This is a genomic window from Acinetobacter sp. 802_lipA (genome assembly GCF_058242885.1).
Genome location: NZ_JBZAYP010000001.1, coordinates 2,080,168 through 2,099,294, shown reverse-complemented (window position 1 = coordinate 2,099,294; position 19,127 = coordinate 2,080,168). Strand labels below are relative to the sequence as shown.

At 42.6% G+C, this 19,127-nt stretch carries 19 protein-coding genes and 2 tRNA genes; 11 read left to right on the top strand and 10 right to left on the bottom strand.

What is annotated here, in order from left to right:
- Position 1: 1 nt before the first annotated feature.
- A complete protein-coding gene (locus AC4CU3_RS10240) occupies positions 2–2,353 on the bottom strand; it encodes a Tex family protein (protein ID WP_039890583.1) in 2,352 nt (783 codons plus the stop codon).
- A gap of 336 nt (positions 2,354–2,689) precedes the next feature.
- Here AC4CU3_RS10240 and ompR point away from each other — a divergent pair, with 336 nt between their 5' ends.
- From ompR to AC4CU3_RS10220, 4 genes are all read left to right on the top strand, one after another.
- A complete protein-coding gene (gene ompR / locus AC4CU3_RS10235; RefSeq protein WP_004691545.1) occupies positions 2,690–3,454 on the top strand; it encodes an osmolarity response regulator transcription factor OmpR in 765 nt (254 codons plus the stop codon).
- Positions 3,455–3,692: 238 nt separating this feature from the next.
- Positions 3,693–5,153, top strand: a complete 1,461-nt coding sequence (locus tag AC4CU3_RS10230) for an ATP-binding protein (protein WP_005401377.1) — start codon at positions 3,693–3,695, stop codon at positions 5,151–5,153.
- Positions 5,154–5,359: 206 nt separating this feature from the next.
- The gene (gene scpC, locus AC4CU3_RS10225) at positions 5,360–6,877 is read left to right on the top strand and encodes a succinyl-CoA:acetate CoA-transferase ScpC (RefSeq protein ID WP_004978127.1); all 1,518 of its coding nucleotides are present in this window, start codon (positions 5,360–5,362) and stop codon (positions 6,875–6,877) included.
- Between the two features lie 129 nt (positions 6,878–7,006).
- A complete protein-coding gene (locus AC4CU3_RS10220) occupies positions 7,007–7,426 on the top strand; it encodes a GNAT family acetyltransferase (RefSeq protein ID WP_005401378.1) in 420 nt (139 codons plus the stop codon).
- Between the two features lie 10 nt (positions 7,427–7,436).
- Here AC4CU3_RS10220 and AC4CU3_RS10215 read toward each other — a convergent pair whose 3' ends face one another.
- The 4 genes from AC4CU3_RS10215 to AC4CU3_RS10200 all read right to left on the bottom strand — a co-directional run bounded on the left by AC4CU3_RS10215 (position 7,437) and on the right by AC4CU3_RS10200 (position 9,182).
- The gene (locus tag AC4CU3_RS10215) at positions 7,437–8,189 is read right to left on the bottom strand and encodes a class I SAM-dependent methyltransferase (protein WP_005401379.1); all 753 of its coding nucleotides are present in this window, start codon (positions 8,187–8,189) and stop codon (positions 7,437–7,439) included.
- Between the two features lie 142 nt (positions 8,190–8,331).
- Positions 8,332–8,407, bottom strand: a tRNA-Phe gene (locus AC4CU3_RS10210).
- A 136-nt stretch (positions 8,408–8,543) separates the two neighbouring features.
- Positions 8,544–8,619 (bottom strand) — tRNA-Phe (locus AC4CU3_RS10205).
- Positions 8,620–8,804: 185 nt separating this feature from the next.
- Positions 8,805–9,182, bottom strand: a complete 378-nt coding sequence (locus AC4CU3_RS10200) for a GNAT family N-acetyltransferase (protein WP_004691552.1) — start codon at positions 9,180–9,182, stop codon at positions 8,805–8,807.
- A 92-nt stretch (positions 9,183–9,274) separates the two neighbouring features.
- Here AC4CU3_RS10200 and hisB point away from each other — a divergent pair, with 92 nt between their 5' ends.
- The 5 genes from hisB to hisA all read left to right on the top strand — a co-directional run bounded on the left by hisB (position 9,275) and on the right by hisA (position 12,810).
- Positions 9,275–9,868 (top strand): imidazoleglycerol-phosphate dehydratase HisB, encoded by a 594-nt coding sequence (hisB, locus tag AC4CU3_RS10195; RefSeq protein ID WP_004691554.1) that lies wholly within the window; start codon positions 9,275–9,277, stop codon positions 9,866–9,868.
- Complete coding sequence (gene hisH, locus AC4CU3_RS10190) at positions 9,868–10,485, top strand: imidazole glycerol phosphate synthase subunit HisH (RefSeq protein ID WP_005401381.1); 618 nt, start codon at positions 9,868–9,870, stop codon at positions 10,483–10,485. Before hisB ends, hisH begins: the two co-directional genes overlap by 1 nt.
- Before the next feature lie 288 nt (positions 10,486–10,773).
- The gene (locus AC4CU3_RS10185) at positions 10,774–11,238 is read left to right on the top strand and encodes a DUF805 domain-containing protein (protein WP_005401382.1); all 465 of its coding nucleotides are present in this window, start codon (positions 10,774–10,776) and stop codon (positions 11,236–11,238) included.
- Between the two features lie 92 nt (positions 11,239–11,330).
- Positions 11,331–11,999: a 3'-5' exonuclease gene (locus AC4CU3_RS10180; protein WP_080543926.1), complete on the top strand. Its 669-nt coding sequence runs from the start codon at positions 11,331–11,333 to the stop codon at positions 11,997–11,999.
- A gap of 79 nt (positions 12,000–12,078) precedes the next feature.
- On the top strand, positions 12,079–12,810 hold the full coding sequence (gene hisA, locus AC4CU3_RS10175; protein WP_279043876.1) for a 1-(5-phosphoribosyl)-5-[(5-phosphoribosylamino)methylideneamino]imidazole-4-carboxamide isomerase: 732 nt from the start codon (positions 12,079–12,081) through the stop codon (positions 12,808–12,810).
- A gap of 72 nt (positions 12,811–12,882) precedes the next feature.
- Here hisA and AC4CU3_RS10170 read toward each other — a convergent pair whose 3' ends face one another.
- Positions 12,883–13,431, bottom strand: a complete 549-nt coding sequence (locus tag AC4CU3_RS10170) for a helix-turn-helix domain-containing protein (protein WP_279043875.1) — start codon at positions 13,429–13,431, stop codon at positions 12,883–12,885.
- Between the two features lie 90 nt (positions 13,432–13,521).
- Between AC4CU3_RS10170 and AC4CU3_RS10165 the strand changes: the two genes are divergently transcribed.
- Complete coding sequence (locus tag AC4CU3_RS10165) at positions 13,522–14,421, top strand: DMT family transporter (protein ID WP_005401386.1); 900 nt, start codon at positions 13,522–13,524, stop codon at positions 14,419–14,421.
- A gap of 72 nt (positions 14,422–14,493) precedes the next feature.
- Here AC4CU3_RS10165 and AC4CU3_RS10160 read toward each other — a convergent pair whose 3' ends face one another.
- Entirely contained in the window at positions 14,494–15,906 is a 1,413-nt protein-coding gene (locus tag AC4CU3_RS10160) for an NAD(P)/FAD-dependent oxidoreductase (RefSeq protein WP_080543929.1), read from the bottom strand.
- A 40-nt stretch (positions 15,907–15,946) separates the two neighbouring features.
- The gene (locus tag AC4CU3_RS10155; RefSeq protein WP_039890585.1) at positions 15,947–17,290 is read right to left on the bottom strand and encodes an APC family permease; all 1,344 of its coding nucleotides are present in this window, start codon (positions 17,288–17,290) and stop codon (positions 15,947–15,949) included.
- Positions 17,291–17,377: 87 nt separating this feature from the next.
- Between AC4CU3_RS10155 and AC4CU3_RS10150 the strand changes: the two genes are divergently transcribed.
- Positions 17,378–17,737: a COG3415 family protein gene (locus tag AC4CU3_RS10150; RefSeq protein WP_005401389.1), complete on the top strand. Its 360-nt coding sequence runs from the start codon at positions 17,378–17,380 to the stop codon at positions 17,735–17,737.
- A gap of 337 nt (positions 17,738–18,074) precedes the next feature.
- Here the strand turns inward: AC4CU3_RS10150 and AC4CU3_RS10145 are convergent, their stop codons facing one another.
- Together AC4CU3_RS10145 and AC4CU3_RS10140 are read right to left on the bottom strand one after the other, a co-directional pair.
- Positions 18,075–18,467, bottom strand: coding sequence for a DUF4870 family protein (locus AC4CU3_RS10145; RefSeq protein ID WP_005401390.1), 393 nt, complete (start codon positions 18,465–18,467; stop codon positions 18,075–18,077).
- Between the two features lie 28 nt (positions 18,468–18,495).
- Positions 18,496–19,125: a DUF1294 domain-containing protein gene (locus AC4CU3_RS10140; RefSeq protein WP_005401391.1), complete on the bottom strand. Its 630-nt coding sequence runs from the start codon at positions 19,123–19,125 to the stop codon at positions 18,496–18,498.
- Between the last annotated feature and the right edge of the window lie 2 nt (positions 19,126–19,127).

Here is a 19,127-nt window from a genome sequence, read left to right as displayed (position 1 = left end):
ATTATTTCGAACCTTTAATGCCCGCTTGAAGTAACAATGCACCTAAACCACCAATTTTATTTTCTTGAGGTTTAGCCGTTTGCGGTTTCTTATTTGTTTGAGCGCGCTCACCTTGAGGACGTGTTTGTTGTGGACGTTTACCTTGTGGTTTACGTTCACTACGCTCTGTATTTTCACGACGTGGTTGACGCGGAGCTTTAGCCGCTTCAGCACCTTCAGGACGCATCGACAAATTCACACGATTACGCTCAGCATCTACTGTGAGTACACGTACTTGTACAATTTGCCCCGGCTTCACCACTTTATGCGGATCTGCAACGAATTCATTGGCCAACTCTGAAATATGAACTAAACCATCTTGGTGTACACCCACATCCACAAAAGCACCGAAGTTCGTCACATTGGTCACGACACCTTCAAGCTGCATGCCTTCAGTCAGTTGCGCAACTTCGGTAATGTCTTCACGAAATTTTGCTGTACGGAACTCTGGACGCGGATCACGACCTGGTTTTTCCAGTTCAGACAGTACATCTTGAATGGTTGGTAAACCAAATTTCTCATCTGCAAATTCTTCAGCATTCACTTGGCGAATGATTTCAGAGTTACCAATGATGTCTTTCACTGTCGTCGCTTTCGCTTCAACAATTTTACCCACCAGCGCATAAGACTCTGGGTGAACAGCAGAAGCATCCAGTGGCTCTGAACCATCTTGAATACGTAAGAAACCTGCCGCTTGTTCAAAAGTACGCTCGCCTAAACGTGGCACTTTTTTCAAATCTTGGCGGTTGTCAAAACGGCCATTTTCTTTACGAAAATCGACAATTTGCTGCGCAATCGACTTATTCAAACCTGCGATATAACCCAAGATAGCAGATGATGCAGTATTAACATCCACACCTACCGAGTTCACACAGTCTTCAACGACTGCTTCAAGGGTTTTCGCTAAACCCGTTTGGTTCACATCATGTTGGTACTGACCTACACCAATCGATTTTGGATCGATTTTCACCAGTTCAGCCAATGGGTCTTGTAAACGACGTGCAATCGACACTGCACCACGAATCGACACATCTAACTCTGGTAACTCCGCAGAAGCCAATTCAGATGCTGAATAAACCGATGCTCCCGCTTCTGATACAGAAACACGTGTCAGTTTTAAATCACTGTTTGCAGCCATCATTTCAGCCACAACGCTTTCTGTTTCACGGCTTGCTGTACCATTGCCAATGGCAATCAGGTCAACATTGAACTCACGGCATAAACGGGCAAGTTCTGCAATTGAACCCGCTTTATCATCTTTGGGTGCAAATGGATAAATCGTGCTATGTGCAAGTACATCACCCGATGCATTTACCACAGCCAATTTCACCCCTGTACGGATACCAGGGTCCACACCTAGGGTTGTACGTGCGCCCGCGGGTGCAGACAACAGCAAATGACGTAAGTTTTCAGCAAAAACATCCATTGCTTCAGATTCAGCTGCAAGACGTTTTTCGGTGAGTAACGAATGTTCGATACTTGGACGAACCTTGCCTAACCAGAACAATTTAGCCGTTTGTTTTAAATAGTCTTGACGTGCTTGCGGCTGTGCAGTTTCAAGGTTGTATTCTGTTTCAATACGCGCCAATGGTGCATCATCTTCGCCATCCACTTTTAAACCTAAAACGTTTTCTTGACGGCCACGTAACATAGCCAATAAACGGTGTGATGGGACTTTATTTAAATTTTCAGAAAAGTCGAAGTAATCGCGGAATTTTTTGCCAACTTCTTTTTTCTCATCACTTGCCACTAAACTTTTTAAAGTGGCTGTTTTTGCAAACGTGGCCTTAAGTTCAGTTGTCAGTGCAATGTTCTGCGCCCAGTCATCAATTAAAATATGTTGAATCGCATCCAACTGACTTTCTAGATCTGGATAATCTTCATGGCTAAAGCCTGCCAATGCTTCAGCTGGATCAACCGCTTCTGCAAAGATTTTCTCTGCAATCGGGCCCAAGCCTGCTTCTTTGGCTTTAAATGATTTACTGGTCCGTTTTGGACGGTACGGTGCGTAAATTTCTTCTAAGGCATTTTTAGTTTCAGCAGCATTTACACGTGCCAATAAATCATCAGACAATTTGTCTTGTTCTTTTAATGATTCGATTACCTTGTCGCGACGTTCAAATAAGTCACGTAAATAAGCCAAACGTGTATCGAGCTGACGTAACTGCGCATCATCTAAGCCTTGCGTGACTTCTTTACGGTAACGCGCAATAAATGGAACGCTAGCACCTTCATCAATCAACTTGATGGCAGCCTCGATTTGATTTGGACGTACGGCAATTTCTTTTGCCAACTGCTGAACTAAGTCAGTCATCGTATGTGATCCCACAAGGATATGTACTAAAAGCCATGATTATAAAGACCAAGACTATAAAATCCACAACTGTTTTTATTAATTTAATGGCTTAAATGTGACATATTTCAGGCAAATTTCATAAATCCATCTCATTTTCAGTGTTAAATCTTATTTTTAGGTATTCTTTGCCATTTTTTTCTATGGGCTAAGATGTATACATTTGGTATCTATGTCTTGATTTTACCTGCAATATTTGTTGCTTTAGAGCATAGTAAAGACATACAAATGAGTCGTATACTCAAGACTATCCCGACTTTTGTTTACGATGACAATAAAGAATAAAGGAGCACTTCAATGAGTTTAGTTGTACCTGCTGAAAAAACAGATGCTGTACATAGCGATGCAGATCGCGTTGAACGCATTTTAGTGGTAGATGACGATGTGCGTTTGCGTACGCTACTTCAACGCTTTTTAGAAGATAAAGGCTTTGTGGTGAAAACAGCGCATGACGCAACTCAAATGGATCGTCTCTTACAGCGCGAACTGTTTTCACTGATTGTGCTCGACTTCATGCTCCCTGTTGAAGATGGTTTAAGTATCTGCCGTCGTCTACGCCAATCCAATATTGATACGCCTATTATTATGCTCACCGCACGTGGTAGTGATTCAGACCGTATTGCAGGTCTAGAAGCGGGTGCAGATGACTATTTACCGAAACCATTTAATCCAAATGAGTTGTTAGCACGTATTCGCGCCGTACTGCGCCGCCAAGTCCGTGAAGTTCCAGGTGCACCAAGCCAACAAATGGAAGTGGTCAGCTTTGGGCCATGGTCACTTGATTTATCTACACGCACTCTCACGCGTGAAGGTCAAGTCGTAACCCTAACTACAGGTGAGTTTGCTGTTCTCAAAGCCTTAGTACAACATCCGCGTGAACCTTTGACTCGCGACAAATTGATGAACCTTGCACGTGGCCGTGAATGGGGAGCAATGGAGCGTTCGATTGATGTTCAAGTATCGCGCCTACGTCGCCTTGTGGAAGAAAACCCTGCTCGTGCACGTTATATTCAAACGGTTTGGGGTGTAGGTTATGTGTTCGTTCCAGACGGCGCGGAATAATAAGCTCTAATAATGTAAACGTTCACCGAACTTATTGTCCCTAAAAGCCATTCGCTGCTGTTTGAGCCAATTTTACTTTCAAGGCTCGTCAACTTTATTGCGAGTTCAGCGAATGGCAAAAGTTTTGGTTACTTTTTAAAAAGTAACAGAATGAGCTCCTTCTATTACTGATAAAAACGGTAAGACTCTGCTGTATCTTTCAGTAATATTGATAAAAAATAGTCCATAGGAAGCTGGCGTGAAACTCGAACCCATCGACCCTCAAAAATTTACAGATTACGAAGCGTATTCAGAACGGAAACGCACACGCTGGGAACGCTTTTTAGATAAAATCAAGCCGCGTTCTGCTGCCATGCGCACCACCGTACTGGTACTCTTCATTGTATTTTTCAGTTTATTTATGTCTTTGTGGTTCTTTTGGCGCACCTTATATCTTCCAGAAATTCAACAACATGCTCGTTATCTTGCTGTTGAAATAGAAATTCTCAACAACCCCGACTTACGGATTTATCATCAAAATACTGAAGTCGATGTCGATGACTGGCTAAGAAGCCGCGTCGGGATTGAATACGTCACAGATCCCAAAGAATATCCCAATGTCAAAGATAAGGTGATTGCCGAGTTCTTTACCAACCAAATTGAAGCTAAGCTGGCCAAAGAATTAAAAGTCGAGCATGCCACGGTGTATTTTCAATTTAAGCCCAGTCCGCGCATTTGGATTCAAACCCCTGAAATGAACGGTAACTGGGTCCGCGAACCACTGAAAACATACGCCAACTACAGCCCTGAGTTAATTTTCGGTTGGCTGCTTGGCGTACCACTTATTGCAGCAGCCATTATTTTAACCTTGGTTCGTCAGCTCAATCGCCCACTGCGCCGTCTGCAAAATGCTGCCAACAGTTATAGTAAAACAGGCACAGCGCCGTATTTAGAGACCAATCACGGCCCTCAAGAAATTCGTGAGGTCAACCAAGCGTTTAATCACATGATTTACACCCTAGATCAGACTGAACGTGACCGTCGGATTATGTTGGCAGGGATTTCACATGACTTACGCACCCCACTGACCCGTATTCGACTCAGTGCAGAAATGATGCCCGATGATGATTTTTTAAAAGAAGGGCTGATTTATGACGTTGAAGATATGGACGCGATCTTAAATCAGTTCATTTCTTATATGCGTGATGGTTCGGATGAGGAAATCCAAGACACCGATTTAAATATGCTATTACAAGAATTGGTGGTGCAATTCAAACCGCTGGATATTCGTTTTGAACCTGCTGAATTACCGATTATTCAGGCACGTAGTCTGTCTCTTAAACGCCTGATTGGTAACTTGATTAATAATTCAAAACGCTACGGTGCTGAGCCGATTGAACTTTCCGCAACAGTGGAAAATGAACATATTTTAATTAGCGTAGCAGACCATGGTGAAGGCATTCCTGACGATCAAATTGAAGAACTTATGCAGCCTTTTGTGCGTGGCAATGAAGCCAGAACAGTCCAAGGCAGTGGTTTAGGTCTCGCCATTGTGAAACGCATTGTTGATATTCACCAAGGTCAACTGGCCATTCATAATCGTGAACAAGGCGGACTTGAAGCAATTATTTCGCTGCCTCTTCATCACAATCAAGATGCTGAAATTTCCAGCAACAACCCACTCGAAAAATTAAAGCAAACCTTGGTTGAGCATTTTTAAACTTTGTACAATAGTTGATCAAACGATTTTGTTCAACTATTCAACAATTTAATTTTACCAAATATATTTCAAACACTTACAAATCATCAGAATCCCTTATACCCACATTTTTTCAAAAAATTAGACCTTAGCCTAACAGGTATGCACAATGTCGTTCTTGATCGGTACAATCGGTGCCAGATCCAGAATATTAACGAGAGTAAACCATGTCTTTAGATCGTATCCGTTTAGCTTCACTTCACGATAAAGTCATCAGTGCAGAAGAAGCGTCTGCTTTTATTGAAGATGGCATGACTGTAGGTATGAGTGGCTTCACTCGTGCTGGCGAAGCGAAAGCTGTACCTTTGGCATTGGTTAAACGTGCACACACAAATCCTTTAAAAATCACATTAATTACTGGTGCTTCTTTAGGTAATGACCTAGACAAGCAATTGACTGAAGCGGGTGTATTGGCACGTCGTTTACCGTTCCAAGTGGACAACACTTTACGTAAAGCCATCAACAATGGCGAAGTGATGTTCATTGACCAACACTTGTCTGAAACTGTTGAGCAAATGCGTAACCTTCAGTTGAAAAAGCCAGATGTAGCGATCATTGAAGCGGTTGCGATTACTGAAGATGGCGGCATCATTCCAACAACGTCTGTAGGTAACTCTGCAAGTTTTGCAATTTTCGCAGAAAAAGTGATTGTTGAAATCAACACCAACTTAAGCCCTGCATTTGAAGGCTTACACGATATTTACATCCCAACTTACCGTCCAACCCGTCAACCAATTCCATTGACTCAAGTGGATGAGCGTATTGGTACGCACGCGATCAATATCGATCCTGCAAAAATCGTCGGTATCGTCATCAACAACGACTTGCACGACTCTCCATCAACGGTAACGGCTCCAGATGATGAAACTCAAGGCATTGCAGACCACTTAATCGCATTCTTTGAAAAAGAAGTGGCTGAAGAGCGTCTACCTAAAAACTTAGGCCCATTACAAGCAGGGATTGGCTCAATTGCCAATGCTGTACTTACAGGCCTTAAAGATTCGAACTTCGAAGACCTCGTCATGTACTCAGAAGTGTTGCAAGACTGTACTTTCGAATTGATTGATGCAGGTAAAATGAAGTTTGCTTCAGGTTCATCAATTACCCTTTCTGCAAAATACGGCGAGAAAGTATTTAATAACCTTGAAGCGTACAAAGATAAATTGGTTTTACGTCCGCAAGAGATCTCAAACCACCCTGAATTGGTTCGTCGTTTAGGTATTATCGGCATCAACACTGCACTTGAATTTGATATTTACGGTAACGTAAACTCAACTCACGTTTGCGGTACTAAAATGATGAACGGTATTGGTGGTTCAGGTGACTTCGCACGTAATGCACACTTGGCAATCTTCGTGACCAAATCAATTGCAAAAGGTGGCGACATTTCTTCAATCGTACCGTTTGCGTCGCACATCGACCATGCTGAACATGATGTTGACATCCTGGTAACAGAACAAGGTTTGGCAGATCTTCGCGGTCTAGCACCGCGTGAACGTGCTCGTGCGATTATCGACAACTGTGCACACCCACTTTACCGTGATGCATTAAATGACTACTTCGATCGCTCATGTGCAAAAGGTGGTCATACGCCTCACCTTCTTCGTGAAGCGTTGTCTTGGCATTCTAACTTTGAAGAAACAGGTCACATGCTTCCTGTTCAAGCAGAAGCGAAATCTGCTTAATTTAAAGTTTAAAAAAAAGCGCCCTCTTGGGCGTTTTTTTATGTCTGATGAAAAGTGTAATAAAACACTTATCAAAATAAAAAAACTCAATTAATCTAAAGGCATCCAAAAAATAAAAATGCCAAGCTCATGTTCATTATTCGCCCCTATCTCGAAACAGATTTAGAAGACGTCATTGCACTTTGGGAGTTATGCGACCTCACTCGCCCTTGGAATAACCCTGAAATTGATATTTTTAGAAAAACTGCGCAAAAAGATGGTTTATTTTTACTGGCTGTTAAAGATGAACAACTCATCGCCACATTGATGGGTGGTTATGATGGCCATCGCGGCTGGATTAATTATTTGGCAGTACATCCACACTTTCAACGCAATGGAGTCGCAACTGCACTCATACAGCAGCTCGAGAAGCGCCTGATTGCCTTAGGTTGCCCCAAACTACAACTGCTTGTACGTAAAGAAAACATCGACGTGCAAAGCTTCTATGAGCAGCTAGGCTATGAGGAAATCGAAGTCGTGTGCTTTGGTAAACGTCTTATTGCCGATTAAGCTCAGACACTCAATGCGCCGATACAGGTAGACGACCCAATCTTAAAAAAATCGGAAATTTAAGCTCAAAGAGTTGGTTCGCGTGATCACCCAACGTAAAGAATGCTTTGAACTCATATAAGGGGTCATCTGAATTTTTCGCTCGATAATGTTTCAGTGCAGACCATGTATTTAAATAATCCAACAATTGAGCAGCAGACCATTGGAACGACATCGACAATTCAGATGTCGTTATTTTCTCAAAGGGAAAAGGAATGGTTTGATAGGCCTCGTCGATATAACGTCGTTCGGCATCCCAATAACCTTTCAAAGTCTTAAAATAAAGTCTTTCAATACAGCCCTGTAACTCAGGTTGCTGTAGCTGAATTAAACCATAGCCAATGACCGCCAAAATGCCTTCAGGTCGTAAAGTCCGCCGCACTTCTGCATAAAAACCATCAAAATCAAACCAATGAATGGCTTGAGCCACCGTGATTAAATCAAAACTCTGCTCAGCAAAACTGGTGTGCTCTGCAGACTGAACTTGATAACTGACATTTTCAAAATAAGGTGCATGTTGTAACTGATGAGCACTGATATCTGTCGCCACCACGGCATCAAAATGCGGCGCCAACAATTGAGTCAATTGCCCCGATCCTGCACCACAGTCCCACGCAAATTGAGGAGTTACTACATGCTTGAGTATTTCTTGAATCAAACTCACTGGATAACTCGGACGTGCGAGTTGATAAAGCTGACTTCCCGATGAAAAGCGGTCTTTCATAAGCCATTCTCAGTCTTATTTTTGACTCAAAATTAGCACATTTTCCATTAACTAAAGCATGATGTTGTCCAACACCTTATACAATCCAACTTTTCATAAGACAAAAAAAAGCCCCAAACAGTGTTTGAGGCTTTTTTGAATATGGTGGCGAGACCCAGGATCGAACTGGGGACACACGGATTTTCAATCCGTTGCTCTACCTACTGAGCTATCACGCCGATGCCGTGTATTAAGCCGTATCTCGGATGAATAGTCAATAAAAATCATCACTTTTTTATTTGATCGGATAAATTTCAGGCAAAAAAAATCCCTGATGGGATCAGGGATTGAAATCTTTAAATAAGATTTTGAATATGGTGGCGAGACCCAGGATCGAACTGGGGACACACGGATTTTCAATCCGTTGCTCTACCTACTGAGCTATCACGCCGATGTCGCGTATTAAACAGTTTAAGCGAAGCAGCGTCAAGTGCGTTTTCAAAAAAATCAGTTGAGTGTTTACTTTTACAGCAACCCCAGCACCCTTCGTACATTTTTTGAGTCATTATTTGCACTTAAAGCGCGTCACCATCACTATTCATGAAAAAAGCAGCCCAAAGACTGCTTTAAAAAAGCTTAAATTTTACCAATGTGCTCTAAGCAACGGTGAATCGCACCACAGCCCGGCTCAAACACTTTGACACCTTTGGCTTCTTCCATACGACAAACTTCTTCAACCAGCCGCTCCGCAACCCCTCGTCCACGGTTTGCAGGATGTACTACGATGTATTCTAAGGTTTTATTTTCACCCTGCCCACTACACCAAATGGCGCCAATGACTTTAGTATTAAATTCTGCAGTGTAAAGTAAGGTATACTGAGCTAGATTTTGCTCAAGTTGTTCTACGGCATCATGCCCATCGCCAAATTCAGGACTGGTGTCGTACAGTCGCTCTAGCTGGCTGCGCAACTCTTCTTTTTCCAGTGAAGTATAAGCGTGTACGGTAATAGGCATTGATAAACCCTCCTGAGCAATCTAATATGCGGTGACTTCGTTACGGCGAAACATTTTACATCAATTATTTGACGTCTTTGAGGAACGTGTCTATGACAGAACGTATCAGTGAAGTGGTAAGAAATACCAACGAAACCAAAATTCGAGTTCGTGTAAACCTCGATGGTACGGGTCAAGGCACGCTCAACACAGGTATTCCCTTTTTAGATCATATGATTGATCAAATCAAGCGACATGGCTTATTTGATATTGATATTGAATGTGATGGCGACTTGGAAATTGATGATCACCACACGGTTGAAGACTGTGGTATCACGCTTGGGCAGGCTTTTGCCAAAGCTTTAGGTGACAAAAAAGGTTTACGTCGTTATGGTCATTTTTATGCACCGTTAGATGAATCTTTAAGCCGTGCTGTGGTGGACTTATCAGGCCGTCCGGGTTTATTTATGGATATTCCATTTACCCGCGCCATGATTGGTCGTTTTGATGTGGATCTCTTCTCTGAGTTTTTCCAAGGCTTTGTGAACCATGCACTCATGACAGTACACATTGATAACCTCAAAGGTAAAAATAGTCACCACCAAATTGAAAGTGTGTTCAAAGCATTTGCGCGTGCACTTCGTATGGCCTGTGAAATTGACCCACGTGCAACCAACACCATTGCTTCAACCAAAGGTAGTTTGTAATGACCCGTATTGCCCTTCTTGACTATGGTATGGGTAACCTACACTCAGCAGCAAAAGCGCTTGAGCATGTTGGTGCAACGGTCGATGTGACCAATGATCCCAAGCTAGTGGCTCAAGCTGATAAAATTGTGTTCCCTGGCGTAGGTGCTATGCGTGACTGTATGCAAGGCATGCATGAAGCAGGGATTGATGAAGTCGTTCGTCATGCAGCATTTAATAAGCCTGTATTAGCGATTTGTGTGGGTATGCAAGCGCTGATGCAATGCTCTGAAGAAAATGGCGGAGTCGATGCTCTCGGTATTTTTGAAGGCAGCGTGAAACGCTTTCCTGATATAGACGGCTTGAAAGTCCCACATATGGGTTGGAACCAAGTTCATCAAGCCGATCCGAATCATCCAATGTGGAAAGACATTGAACAAGATGCACGTTTTTACTTCGTGCACAGCTTTTATGTTGAACCGAAGAACTCTGGTATTGTGGCTGCGACCTGTGACTACGGTTTAGAGTTCTGCACGGCCATTCACCAAGAAAATTTGTTTGCGACACAGTTTCACCCTGAAAAAAGTCATACCGCAGGTTTGCAACTGCTGAAAAACTTTGTGGAATGGAAAATTTAATTTATTCCAGCTTCTGTTTGATTGAAAAAGCTCAACTTCGGTTGGGCTTTTGTTTATCCAAAATTGATGCATCTAGACTAAAATAAATCAGAAACAGCTTAAGTAAATGAGGCGTGTGACCTCACTCCTATGCCTTTGAGCCTATAAAATCTTTGCTTTACAGCACACTACTACACTCAAGATGACTACGATGCCTTTTCATTGTCACCAAATTTGATTATGATTTGCCTGCTTTTTAGAAATTTTTATTTATAAAAAACTTAATTTACAACGATAAGGTAAGTCACTATGACTCAATATGCACAAGAATCTGCGCTGAATGCCGCAGGTCGTTTCGGACGTTTTTCATACCTAGCATGGAACTGTCTACTTGCCATTGTAGCGTCAATTATTCTAGGTATTTTCATCGCCATCTTTCCTAATACATTTGTGAATTTGGAAACAGGCAACTTCGGTGGTGGCATGATTTTTATCGCCCTGATCTATGTTGCGCTCATGTACTTCACTTTTGTTTTTACCATTCGTCGCCTACATGACCGCAACCATACGGGCTGGTTGTCACTGTTGATGTTGGTGCCTCTTGCCAACGTGATTCTAATGCTTTACCTAATTTTCGCACCAGGCGATGATCGTAACAACAGTTATGGCTCACCACGCCCCACTGCAGGCTGGGAAGCTGTTTTGGCATGGATTTACATCCTGATTTTCGTTTTAGCAATTATCGGCGGTATTGCGGCTGGTTTTATGTCCTAAAATCACCCGTGCAAAACAGCCTGCCTAGGTCGGCTGTTTTGCTAAATCAACACAAAAGCTTTAGGCTTAGGCAACAATGGCATAGTCAAAGCATGATGGATTCTTCTTTTCAACACATCCTTCCCAGTAAAGTCGAAATTCAAAAATTTCCTCGTTTTCAAAATTTACCAAAACAAGCAATTCATGTCATTCAAAACTTAGAACAGTGTGAAGCAATCCGTGCTGAACTGGAACAGATTGCCATCTTCGGTTTTGACAGCGAGTCCAAACCGACCTTTCAAGTAGGAGAAGTTTCCACGGGCCCGCATTTAATTCAACTGGCCAGCGTCGAGCATGCTTATTTGTTTCAAATGAATCCACCCATTTGGAACTTCCTTACGCCATTTTTAGCGAATCCAGACCAGCTCAAAGTGGGTTTTGGTTTAAAAAATGATGCCCATCTGTTCCGCAAAAAAGGTTTTGAGCTCAAGGGCGTGGTTGAGCTGTCAAAATGCTTTGCCAGCTTTGGTTTAACTAACCCTGTTGGCATTAAAAATGCCATCGCCCTGCTGTTTCAACTCAACTTCCCCAAAAGCAAAAAAGTCAGCACTTCAAATTGGGCGAGGAAAATACTCACGCCTGAACAAGTTGACTATGCCGCTGCCGATGCCTATGCCGCGCTGTTGGTTTTTGAAGAATTGCGGCGTTTAGAGCGACTCCCAAAAGATATTTCCAAAGAATTAGAGAAAACAACAAAACCTTGTCGTCATGAAAAGCTGTAACAGATGCTTAGAAAATTGCCAATACTTTGCTAAGATGACGGACATTGATTTTATTTAAGATTTGGCTAGGAGCGAAAGCATGCTGATCATCCCTGCAATTGACCTGAAAGATGGCAAATGTGTTCGTTTAAAACAAGGTCGTATGGAAGACGATACGGTTTTTTCTGATGATCCTGTTGCAACTGCACAGCACTGGGTAAATGAAGGCGCGCGTCGCTTACATTTGGTCGATTTAAATGGTGCTTTCGCTGGTACGCCAATTCATAAACCTGTGGTTGAAGCCATTACTCGCGCACAACCTGAACTGCCAATTCAAATTGGCGGCGGTATTCGCTCACTAGAAACCATTGAACACTACTTAGAAGCGGGTGTGTCTTTTGTCATTATTGGCACCAAAGCCGTTCAAGACCCTGAGTTTGTTGAAGAAGCATGTAAGAAATTTGCAGGTCATATCATTGTCGGCATTGATGCCATGAATGGCATGGTGGCCACCGATGGTTGGGCCAATGTGACCGATGTGAAAGCAACCGATTTGGCCAAACGTTTTGCCGATGCGGGCGTATCGAGCATTGTCTATACCGACATTGCACGTGACGGGATGATGCAAGGTGTGAACGTTGAGCAAACTGTTCAATTGGCACAATACTCTGGCTTACCTGTAATTGCATCAGGTGGTGTGACCAACCTTGATGACGTACGTAACCTCAAAGGTCAACCGGGTATTTTGGGTGCAATTACCGGTCGTGCGATTTACGAAGGCAGTTTAAACTTACGTGATGCACAATTGTTGTTAGATGAACAATCGCTCTAATTGTAGAATTTAAAAAAGAGGTCTTTTGACCTCTTTTTTATTCATTAAATGTTGACGTATAAAATCTGCTGCTTAATAAATCACATTACGAATAAATTTTAACGGTACAGTTCCACGGTTGATGTATTGGTATTCGATGGCACTCGAAAACACAATCGACTCTCCTACACCTAAGACTTTTATGTCACCTGCCAAATCCAAAGTTAACTCCCCCTCCATCACATAGAGCATCTCACGCCAACCGAATGGGTCGGGTTCTGCACTATAGTGCTCATTTGGGGCAAGTACCCATGTCCACAGTTCAACTTTTTGTGTTGCTGCTGCTGAAGCCATTAATTTTGCTTCACTGTGGGCTTGTGTGCCCTGCCAAGCCAAAACATTGACGACCGCTTGCCCTTGCTGTTCAGGTGCAGCAATGATCTGTACAAAATCGACCTCAAGCACATCGGCAATCAAACTGAGTTTCGCCAAACTAATATTGTCCTGTCCTGATTCAACCCCAGCCACCATGCGACGGCTTAAACCAGCCAAATCCGCCAGTTGTTGCTGGCTCAAGCCTTTTAAGCTTCGATAATGACGCACATTTTGACTGACGTGTTGTAGTACCGCAGGAGACTTCATAGAGATAAATCAAAAAATATTGAGCAATATATTGCACAAAAAAACAAAGCATGACAAGCTATGTGCAATATATTGCACACCAGTTCTTTTATGTTGAATACTCAGCTCGGTTCTAAAGCGCCTGTCATTGCGCTGATTCTAATTACTTTTATTTGGGGCGGTACCTTCTTGGCCGTGAAATATGCCTTAAATTTCAGCTCACCCATGTTCTTTGTGGGCTGTCGTTTCGCCTGCGCCGCGACAATTATTGGCTTATTTTCCTATCAACATTTAAAACACATCACCCGACAGGACTTGTGGGCAGGTGCACTCATTGGCTGTATGGTCACTATTGGCTATGGCACACAAACGGTCGGACTACAAACAGTCAGTAGCAGTGAATCTGCCTTTTTAACTGCACTGTATGTGCCTTTGGTACCTGTATTGTTGTGGCTGATCTTTCGTAAAGTGCCCCATTTTATGATTTGGATTGGTGCGCTCTGTGCATTTATGGGCTTAGTCTTACTTACAGGCAATAGCCTGAATTCAATTTCACTGAATTTTGGCCAGACCTTAACCCTACTCGGTGCAATCGCTATAGCGATGGAAATTATCCTGATTGGCTATTTTGCTCCAACAGTCGATATTGGTCGAGTGACGGTAATTCAACTGGCAGTTGCCTCTGTGCTCGCCTTTGCAGCCATGCCATTGGCAGGTGAACACCGCATTCCAGACTTTTCATGGCCTTTACTGAGTATTGCACTAGGCTTGGGGCTTGCCAGTGCCGTGATTCAATATGTAATGAATTGGGCACAGCGCTCAGTCAATCCATCTCAAGCGGCAATTATTTATGCAGGAGAGCCTGTATGGGCGGCACTGTTTGGGCGTCTTGCAGGAGAACGCTTAGCACCACTGGCTTTGTTGGGCGGACTTTTGGTGGTGTTTGGTATTATGATCAGTGAATGGAAACCGAAATTGCTGAAGTCGAAAAAGAATGTCGAACAACTTTAGCCTATCTCCGAAACAAAAAAACTGCTGAATCGAGTGATCAATGGCCACCAATTCAGCAGTATGGTCAGGTGGTTAGAATGACACCATCTTGCCCGGATTAATCATTGCTCCGATTCCATACATGCTTTTGGCTATTGGAATTACCAACGGCGCCAGTGCACGACCAAAAGGAATATTCTGATGTTGAATACGGGTCAACATATTAAAGTCACCACTTTGACCGCAGAAATCATCGGCAATGGCTTTACCAATGCGAACCGTTTGCGCAACACCATGTCCACTCCAACCCTGAACAGCATAGATTGGGTATTGGCTGCCAAATTTGCGACTATCCGCGGCACCATTAACGGTTAAATCGGTCGTGCCACTCCACACAAAATCAAGCTGGACCTGCTCTAACTGAGGAAATACATGTTGAATACGCCCTAGCAAATAGTCATGCGTTTGTTCAGGACTCCAACACGAACCCGTACCTTCACCGCCAAATAACAATCGGTTTTTTGAGACCCCGCGGTAGTAGTCAATTTGAAACTGGGTGTCGTATACAGGCAGATCCGTCGGCAATAGCTCTTTCAAATCCAGTGCTAAAGGTGCTGTGGTGCACACATAGGTATAAAAAGGAATGGTGGTTTGATTGCGTTCTTCTAATAGTTTAAATGAGGCATGGTGTACGCCCATCACCACACTTTTACGTGCTTTAATCACGCCTTGGGCTGTGGTCACATAAATACCATCGGCACGTTCTTGGATTGACTGTACTTCCGTCTGTTCATAAATCGTGCCGCCGTTTTGACAAAAGCTATAAGCCAAACCACGCGTCAGGGCTAAAGGATGAATATGTCCCCCAAGTTGATCCAACTGACCGCCAAAATAGTTGTCGGATTGCACATGCTCACGTAATTCATCTTGGGTCAACATTGAGGTATTTTTTTCATCTAAATACTGACGTGCTTTCATCCCTTCATGCAGTGCATCTAAATGTCCTGGGTGTACTGCGGCCGTTAGATGTCCACGTTTACGTTGCACATCTAAGCCATATTTTTCAGTAATGTCATCTATCAAAGTCATGGCTTCCGTTGAGGTAAAGTGCCATAACTTTTTAGCCTCTTCAAAGCTGAAGTGCTCAATCATGGTTTCGGCTTCCCAACGTGCCAACCCCGGGGTGAGTTGCCCACCATTACGCCCTGAGGCAGCACTGCCCACTCGGTTTTTTTCAACCAAGACCGTATCGACACCCTGCTCCGACAAATGCAGTGCAGCCGATGCTCCCAGTAAGCCACCGCCTATCACGACCACGTCACATTCGATATCCGCATTTAAAGGCTCAAACTCATGCCATACATGCATTGAACTTTCATAGTAATTGGCTGGATGACTAAACGTACCACGCTGCGGGTTCAACCAATTCCACTCTTTGCCACTTTGCGCCGCAGAACTGGCTTTGTATTCAACGTCGTCTAAAAATGTCGGTTTATTCATATTCATTTCATTCACACTCAATATCTCTCTCATTTTCATGCAGGTTTTAATATGCATTTCCAATCACAATGTTTTGTCTTTTCAATTTCTTATAAATAAATAGGCCAATGCCTATCGCCAGCCAAGCGCAACCAAAAATTAGTGCATTTCGTTCTAAATTGACCCAAAGGCAAAGCATCACCAATACAGATAACAAGGGCAGAATCAAATTGAGGCATTTGTTTTTAATGCCTTGGGTTTGTTTTTCCAACAGATAGAACTTCACAAAAACCGAGAAATTCACCGCAGTAAAGGCAATCAAAGCACCGAAGCTAATCATGCTGACCACAGTCGCAAGATCTAGAAAAATGGCCGATAGCGAAATCAGGCCAATACTTAAGACGGCATAAAGTGGCGTACCTAATTTTGCATGGAGCTGCCCAAAGGTTGCTTTGGGGAAAATGCCATCCTTCGCCATAATATGAATTAAGCGTGAAGCGCTGGCATGAGTGGCTAAACCTGAAGCGAAGGTATTCATGATTTGGGCACATAAAAATACGGCTTGGAAAAGTGCTCCCCCCACATAAAGGACAATTTCAGGTAAGGCTTCGTCAGGGTTGTTAAAACGCACATTGCTTGGAAAATACAGCTGGATAAACCATGAGGCACTAATAAAAATCCCGCCCCCGAGCAACGTGGTAAGCAGCACGGCACGTGGAATATTCTTTTGGGGATCTTTGGTTTCATGGGACATGGTCGTGACCGCATCAAAACCCAAAAATGAAAAACATAAAATCGATGCACCCGCAATCAAAGGCAAAACAGAACTGTCTCCATTAAACAGCGGGGCTAAAGTCAGTACATGATCATAGCCTTGTTCAGAACCCACGCCTTGAATGACTAGATAGATAAATAAAACCATCAGCAGTAAGGGTAAAAGTACAAACAACAGACTTAAATTCGCCAAAATATTGATTCGGAAACAGTTAATCAGCGTAACCAAACCCGTGAATACAACCACCCATAGCCAATACGGCACACTCGGGATCACAGCTTCTAAGTAAATACTTGCCAGTAAGGCATTCACCAAGGGCAACAAAATATAATCCAGCAGTGAACACCAGCCGACAAAAAAGCCTGCTTTGGCTCCACACGACTGTGCCGTGTAGTTATAGGCAGAACCTGAGTCACCACTGATTCGGCTAAAACGTGCATAACTAAATGCGGTCAGTAACATTGCAACCAACGCCAAAATATAAGCCAATGGCACACGCCCATCGGTGACCCCAGACACAATCCCAAAGGTATCAAACACGACCATCGGGGTCATATAGGCCACACCAATAATGACCACTTGCCATAGTGACATTTTCTTTAAAGAAAAATCTGCATTTTTCACCGAAATCACCATCTTTCATTTTTTAATCTAGTGATTTTGGTTTTTGCAACAACTATGCCATATAATAACAGCTTCGCTATTTTAAAAATATTGAATTAAATGCCAAAGTACGATTTAGAAACCCGAAAAGCAGCGATTCAACGCTATAAACTCACGGATTATAAGGTTGCCGTTTGCAAGGAATTCAACATCTCTCGTGTGACCTTAGACGCATGGATTAAGCTCGAAGAAGAAACAGGCGGCTTGTCTCCAAAAGTAGCCAACAGCCGTGGAGCACCCAGCCATATAAAAGACTGGAGTGCATTTCAAGTATTTGTTAAAAATACAAAATTTCAAAATATTAGCGATTTAGTTCCACTTTTTGAACAACACTTTGGCTATTCGGTTTCTTATGCAGTTTTGGTTCGTGCCATCCATGTTTTGGGACTAAAACGTCGTCGAGGAAGATTCTACGCTTAGTCAAAAAAGGACTATTTTTTATAATATTCTCTACGCATATATTCATATAAATAACTGTACATTAATGTAAAGTTAATTTATTAAAAATGTAAATTAAAATTATTAAAAAAGTAATTATTTATAAATAAAAATGTAAGTTATAAATATTAAAAAAGTAAATTTATTAATATAAAAAAGTAAAGATTGAAATTCAATTTAGTAAGGTGCTTTTTAAAAGCCTGCGCAAAAATAGAGACACTGCTGCATCAGCTGGGTTCATCTCGGTGCATAAATCTCATCCCAAAAGATACAGACCTAAAAAAAGGGCACACTGCCCTTTTTTAAATCCCATCACTTGTTATTGATACATCGGTTGATTGTCGTTTAAACGTATAATGCCTTTAATGGCACGATACACAATCCACACCCACGACAACCCAATCACGGCCACACAGAAGGTCGAAGCACCGAATGCAACACCTGCGAAAGCTGTGGCATTTTCACCCGTAAAGAATAAGAAAATAAATGGCACAAAGGCAATCACGTTCCAAATTAAATACCACCAAAAGGTGCGAATCTGCCAAGTAAAATGGCTCTCAAAAATGGAACCACGCACAGAGCCACGCTTCACATAATTAATCACTAAAGCAATAATGGCTAAAATGCCTGCGGAAAAAATCGCAACGATATACAAAATATAAAGAATAAAAGTCAGACTACGATTCGGATCTTGATCGACTGAATAATTCATATTGTCCCTCATAAAGTGGGCTTGAACTTTAAATAGGCAAACTATTGAAAGGAGAAATAAGCCATAAAATTAAAAGTATATTGAATAGAATTGTACAAAAGTAAATCTTTCTAAAGGGTTGTTTTTGTGTTTTATGTCGTAGCTTTTGCTGCGCTAACCATGCTGCAGGCCAACCACCCAAAAATGAAAGCAGATGCAACGTGTTTTCAGGTACACGGCGCTGTCCATTTTGCGCAGCTTCTTTGTCTTGTGCATAGAACCAATAACTGGCCGCATTCATCACACTAATCAACAGCAGCACCAATCCACTCAAACGCCCCAGCAATACCAATAGCGCCAAAAACACGATGTATGCCACCGACGCAATTTGCATTGGACTCCAACGTTGACCCTGTTCGGTCTTTTTCGGGGAGACTTTTTGGGTACGGCTCTTTTGGGTTTGTGATGCTTTTAAATAACTAACTTGCTGTGCACGATAACGCCCTTGCGCATCCACAAGCACGTTGTATTCCAACGCACAGCCTAAAATAGGACGAGGACCTTGCCGAGCAAAGTCCTTGATATGTAAAAACACGCGATCTTTGCTGTCATCGTTGGGCTGAATAAAGCCATAGCCTTTTTCATCAAACCATTCAACGAGTCGTCCTTGGTCACGCATTT

Coding starts and splice junctions, on each gene's coding strand:
- AC4CU3_RS10145 (WP_005401390.1), bottom strand. CDS start 18,467: ATGAATTATTCAGTCGATCAAGATCCGAATCGTAGTCTGACTTTTATT.
- AC4CU3_RS10240 (WP_039890583.1), bottom strand. CDS start 2,353: ATGACTGACTTAGTTCAGCAGTTGGCAAAAGAAATTGCCGTACGTCCA.
- AC4CU3_RS10170 (WP_279043875.1), bottom strand. CDS start 13,431: ATGAAGTCTCCTGCGGTACTACAACACGTCAGTCAAAATGTGCGTCAT.
- ompR (WP_004691545.1), top strand. CDS start 2,690: ATGAGTTTAGTTGTACCTGCTGAAAAAACAGATGCTGTACATAGCGAT.
- hisB (WP_004691554.1), top strand. CDS start 9,275: ATGACAGAACGTATCAGTGAAGTGGTAAGAAATACCAACGAAACCAAA.
- AC4CU3_RS10220 (WP_005401378.1), top strand. CDS start 7,007: ATGTTCATTATTCGCCCCTATCTCGAAACAGATTTAGAAGACGTCATT.
- hisH (WP_005401381.1), top strand. CDS start 9,868: ATGACCCGTATTGCCCTTCTTGACTATGGTATGGGTAACCTACACTCA.
- AC4CU3_RS10155 (WP_039890585.1), bottom strand. CDS start 17,290: ATGGTGATTTCGGTGAAAAATGCAGATTTTTCTTTAAAGAAAATGTCA.
- AC4CU3_RS10165 (WP_005401386.1), top strand. CDS start 13,522: ATGTTGAATACTCAGCTCGGTTCTAAAGCGCCTGTCATTGCGCTGATT.
- hisA (WP_279043876.1), top strand. CDS start 12,079: ATGCTGATCATCCCTGCAATTGACCTGAAAGATGGCAAATGTGTTCGT.
- AC4CU3_RS10215 (WP_005401379.1), bottom strand. CDS start 8,189: ATGAAAGACCGCTTTTCATCGGGAAGTCAGCTTTATCAACTCGCACGT.
- AC4CU3_RS10200 (WP_004691552.1), bottom strand. CDS start 9,182: ATGCCTATTACCGTACACGCTTATACTTCACTGGAAAAAGAAGAGTTG.
- scpC (WP_004978127.1), top strand. CDS start 5,360: ATGTCTTTAGATCGTATCCGTTTAGCTTCACTTCACGATAAAGTCATC.
- AC4CU3_RS10185 (WP_005401382.1), top strand. CDS start 10,774: ATGACTCAATATGCACAAGAATCTGCGCTGAATGCCGCAGGTCGTTTC.
- AC4CU3_RS10150 (WP_005401389.1), top strand. CDS start 17,378: ATGCCAAAGTACGATTTAGAAACCCGAAAAGCAGCGATTCAACGCTAT.
- AC4CU3_RS10160 (WP_080543929.1), bottom strand. CDS start 15,906: ATGAATATGAATAAACCGACATTTTTAGACGACGTTGAATACAAAGCC.
- AC4CU3_RS10140 (WP_005401391.1), bottom strand. CDS start 19,125: ATGCGTGACCAAGGACGACTCGTTGAATGGTTTGATGAAAAAGGCTAT.
- AC4CU3_RS10180 (WP_080543926.1), top strand. CDS start 11,331: ATGATGGATTCTTCTTTTCAACACATCCTTCCCAGTAAAGTCGAAATT.